General features: G+C 77.3%; 1 protein-coding gene. It reads right to left on the bottom strand.

What is annotated here, in order from left to right:
- Nucleotides 1-4,735: non-ribosomal peptide synthetase (locus G6038_RS30225; RefSeq protein ID WP_240918885.1), on the bottom strand; the 4,735-nt coding region annotated here is incomplete at both ends.

Raw genomic sequence — 4,735 nt, 5'->3', positions numbered from 1 at the left:
CGGTGCCGGGGACGGGCCGGCCGATGCCGCCGCGGCCGTCGACGTCGGTGAGGGTCGCGACGATGGTGGTCTCGGTGGGTCCGTACGCATCGAGCATGTGCCGGCCGTCGGCGAGGCGCGCGGCGAGGACGACGGCCGACAGCGAGTCACCGCCGGCGGCGAAGAACCCGGCGTGGATGTCGGGCCGGGCGCCGAGCACGCTCTCGGCGACGGTGACGACGAGGTCCTCGACGTCGGTGAGCGGCCGGTCGTCGGCGGCTGCGTCCCGGGCGGTGTCGAGGTCGCGCAGGGCCGCGGTGTCGACGTCGCGCAGGGCCGCGGTGTCGAGCTTGCCGTTGACGGTGGTAGGCAGTTCCGGCAGCAGCCGCAGCCGCGTCGGCATGCGGTGCGGCGGCACCACGTCGGCGAGCCCGGCGAGCACGCGGCCGGGTTCGACGCCCGGATCGGCGGCGGCGAAGGCGACGAGCGCACCGTCCGAGGCCAGCGCGACGGCGTGCCGGATGCCGGGCTGCGCGAGCAGGGCGGCCTCGAGTTCCCCCGGTTCGATGCGCACGCCGCGGACCTTGAGCTGCCGGTCGGTGCGGCCCCGGAAGGCGAGGGTGCCGTCGGGGCGGCGGTGCACGAGGTCGCCGGTGCGGTAGCGGCGGGTGCCGCCGGGTGCGGCGACGAACCGCTGCGCGGTGAGCGCGGGGGCGCCGAGGTACCCGAGCGCGACGGACGCCCCGGCCAGGTACAGCTCACCGACGGCGTCGTCGGGCACCGGGCGCAGCCGGGCGTCGAGCACGTGCGCGACGGTGCCGGGGACGGGCCGGCCGATGCCGCCGCGGCCGTCGACGTCGGTGAGGGTCGCGACGATGGTGGTCTCGGTGGGTCCGTACGCATCGAGCATGTGCCGGCCGTCGGACCAGCGCGCGGCGAGCGCGGGCGGCAGGGTTTCGCCGCCGGACGCGACGACGCGCAGGTCGGGCAGCCGGTGCGGGTCGAGGGTGCCGAGCACCGCGGGGGTGGACAGGTAGTGGGTGATGCGCTGCGCGCGCAGCAGCCGCTGCAGGTCCGCCCCCGCGTACACCTCCGGCGGGGCGACGACGAGGGTCGCGCCGGTGGTGTGGGCGAGCAGGATCTCGAGCAGGGCCGCGTCGAACGCCGGGTGGTAGCCCTGCAGCACGCGGTCGCCGGGTCCGACGCGGTAGCGGCGGGCGACCTCGGCGGCGAGCGGGGCGAGGCCGGCGTGGGTGACGGCGACGCGCTTGGGCGCCCCGGTCGAGCCGGAGGTCGACACGACGTACGCGACGTTCGCCGGCACCGGGCCGGCCGCGTCGGGGGCGCTGGTGAACACGGCGCCGGTCTTGGTGACGGCCCACAGCCGCAGCACGTGATCGAGGCCGCGGGGCCGGTCGATCGGCACCACGGTGCCGGGGCCGGTGCCGGCGGCGCGCAGGTCGTCGGCGAGCGCGTCGGAGCGGGCGTCGAGGTCGCGGTAGGTCAGCGCGGTGTCGCCCTCGCGCAGGGCTTCCCGGTCGGGGTGCGCGGCGGCGGTGGCGCGCAGCAGGTCCGGCAGGGGTCGGGCCGGGGCGGGGGCGGCGCCGGTCAGCGGCGCGGCGGGACGGTCGACGGGCAGGTCGCCGACAATGGTGCCGGGCGCGGCGACGAGGTGCCGCAGGACGGCGACGAACCGGTCCGCGAGCCGTCGCGCGGTGGGTCCGGCGAACCGCGACGCGTCGTGCACGAGGGTGCCGGCGTAGCCGTCCGCGGCGGGCGCGAACGCGAACTGCAGGTCGAACTTCGGTGCGCCGCGGACGATCTCCTCGGCCTCGACGGTGAGGTCCCCGATCCGGATGGGGGCGAGGGCGAAGTCCTGCAGGGCGAGCGCGACCTGGGGGGCGCGGCCGGGCAGCCCGGCGAGGATCTGCTCGTACGGCACCCCGGCGTGGTCGAGGGCGGCGACGTCGAAGTCGCGGACCTGCGCGAGGAGCCCGGCGAACGGCATGTCGGGTTCCACGCGGGCGCGCAGCACGAGGGTCTCCAGGAACGGGCCGACGAGGTCCTCGACCTGCGCCCACCGCCGGGCGGAGACCACGGCGGCGACGGCGACGTCGTGTCCGGCGCCGACGCGGGCGAGCAGCACCGACAGCGCGGCGTGCAGCACCATGAACTCGGTGGCCCCGTGGGCCCGCGCGAGGTCGGCGATCCCGGCGCGCACGTCGGCGGGCACCTCGAACGCGACGGTCCCGGCCTCCTGCTCCGCAGACTCCGTCTCCGAATACCCGGCCTCCGTGGGTAGCTCGACCGGGTCGAGCCCGTCGAGGGCGCGCCGCCAGTGCGCGGCGTCCACCTCCGGGATCCCGCGCGCCTGTTCCCACAGCGCGTAGTCGGCGTACTGCAGCGGCAGCGGCTCCCACCGCGGCGCCTGCCCGGCCGCGCGGACGGCGTAGGCGACGGCGAGGTCGCGCAGCAGCGGCGCGAGCGACGCCCCGTCCGCCGCGGCGTGATCCACGGTCAGGCGCAGGCGCCGTGGTGTCCTTTCGGTCCCCTCGAGGTCCCAATGGACACCACGGTCCGCCAGGACCTGGTGCGGGCCCTGCTCGTCGACGACGATGCGGGTGCGCAGGATCTCGTGCCGGGCCACGACGTCGCCGAGCGCGGCCTCGAGGGCGGGCACGTCGAGCGGGCCGGTCAGGCGCACGTCGGCGCGCAGCAGGTAGGCGTCGGGGTCGAGCCGGCTCAGCCCCCACAGGCGACGTTGCGCCCGGCTGAGCGGGATCCGGGCGGGGCGCGGGTGGACGGGCACCGGCCCGGCGTCGACGTCGAGTCCGCCGGCGTCGAGCGCGGCGGCGAGCCCCTCGACGGTGGGGTGCTCGAAGATCAGCCGCAGCGGCACGGCGAGGCCGGTCTCCTCGCGCAGCCGGCCCACGAGCACGGTCGCGAGCAGCGAGTTGCCGCCCACGGCGAAGAAGTCGTCGGTCCGGCCGACCGGCGAGTCGAGCAGTTCGCCGTAGACCCGCGCGACGAGCGCCTCGGTCCCGGTGCCGGGCTCGTCGCGCCCGCCGAGGTCGGGGGCGGGCAGCCGCGCGACGTCGAGCTTGCCGTGCGCGTTGCGCGGCACCGCGTCGAGCGGCACGACGGCGACGGGCACGAGGTGGGCGGGCAGGCACTGCCGCAGCCGTCGGCGCGCGTCGTCGGCGTCGACGCCGGCGGGCACGACGTAGGAGACGAGCGCCCCGTCGCGCACCACGGTCGCCGCCTGCTGCACCCCGGCCACGCCGCGCAGCGCGGCATCGACCTCCCCCGGTTCGATGCGCACGCCCCGCAGCTTGACCTGATCGTCGCTGCGGCCCACGAACCGCAAGGCGACCCCGTCGCCGGTGTGTCCTTTGGGCTGTTCCGGCCGCCCGAAGGACACACCGGCCCAGCGGGCCATATCGCCCGTGCGGTACCGGCGACGACCGCCGTCGGCGGCGACGAATCGGGTTGCGGTGCGGCCCGGGTCGTCGCGGTAGCCGTCGGCGAGCCGCTCCCCCGCCAGGTACAGCTCCCCTGCGACGCCGGTGGGCACGGGCCGCAGCCGCTCGTCGAGCACCACAGCCTCGACGCCGCGCACGGGGGTGCCGATCACGACGTCCGCGCCGGGTACCAGCGGCGACGAACAGGTGGCGAAGACGGTGGCCTCGGCGGGGCCGTAGCCGTTGTAGAGGCGACGGCCCGCACCCCACCGGGCGACGAGCTCGCCGCTGACGGCCTCGCCGCCGAGCATGAGCACCCGCAGGTCGGGCAGCGCGCGCGGCGGCACGGTCGCCAGCGCCGACGGGGTGACGCACGCGTGGGTGATGCGCTCGCCGGCGAGCAGGTCGGCGAGGGCGTCGCCGCCGTACGCGTCGGGCCCGGCGACGACGAGGGTCGCGCCGGAGGTGCCCGCGACGAGCAGCTCGAGCATCGCCGCGTCGAAGCTCGGCGACGCGACGTGCAGCATGCGGTCGCCGGGTGCGGCGGCGAACCGCTCGGCGAGGTCCTCGACGAGGGCGCTCACGCCGCGGTGGGTGATGTTGACGCCCTTGGGGTTTCCTCTGGTGCCGGAGGTGAACACCAGGTACGCGGGCGCGCCGGGATCCGGGTCGGCCACCTCGACACCGTCACCGTGGGAGCCGCCATCGTGAAAGCCGCCACCGTGGGAGCCGGCGACGTCGAGCCACGTCACGGCGGCGGGCAGCGACGGCAGGTGCGCGGCGCCGGTGACGCCGACGGTCGCGTCGCCGAGCATCGCAGCGAGCCGCGCGGCGGGCTGGGCGGGGTCGACGAGCATCGGCGCGGCGCCGAGCCGGGCGATGCCCCACACGGCGACGACGGAGTCGAGCGAGCGGGGCAGCGCGCACGCGACGGCCGTGCCGGGCCGGGCACCGGCGGCGCGGAGCCGGGCGGCGAGCGCGTCGGCGCGCGAAACCAGCTGCGGGTACGTCAGTTCCGTCGAGCCGTCGCGCACGGCCACCACATTGTCGGCCCGCTCGGCACCCGCGGCCAGCCACCGCCACAGCGTCCGCGCGGGGGCGGGCTCGGGGCCGGCGGCGGGGACGAGCGCGGCCCGCTCCCGCTCGGTGAGCAGGTCGATGTGGCCGATCCGCACGGCCGGGTCGGCGACGGCGGCGCGCAGGATCGCGACGTACCGGTCGGCGAACGCGGCGACGGTGCCGGCGTCGTACAGGTCGGTGGCGTAGGCGAATTCGAGGTCGACGCCGGTGCCGGT

Origin of the sequence: Rhodococcus sp. 14C212 (genome assembly GCF_011058195.1) — a bacterium.
GTDB classification, from domain to species: domain Bacteria; phylum Actinomycetota; class Actinomycetes; order Mycobacteriales; family Mycobacteriaceae; genus Rhodococcus; species Rhodococcus aetherivorans.
Note: the sequence above shows the minus strand (reverse complement) of the source record. Positions and strands in the feature narration are given on the sequence as shown.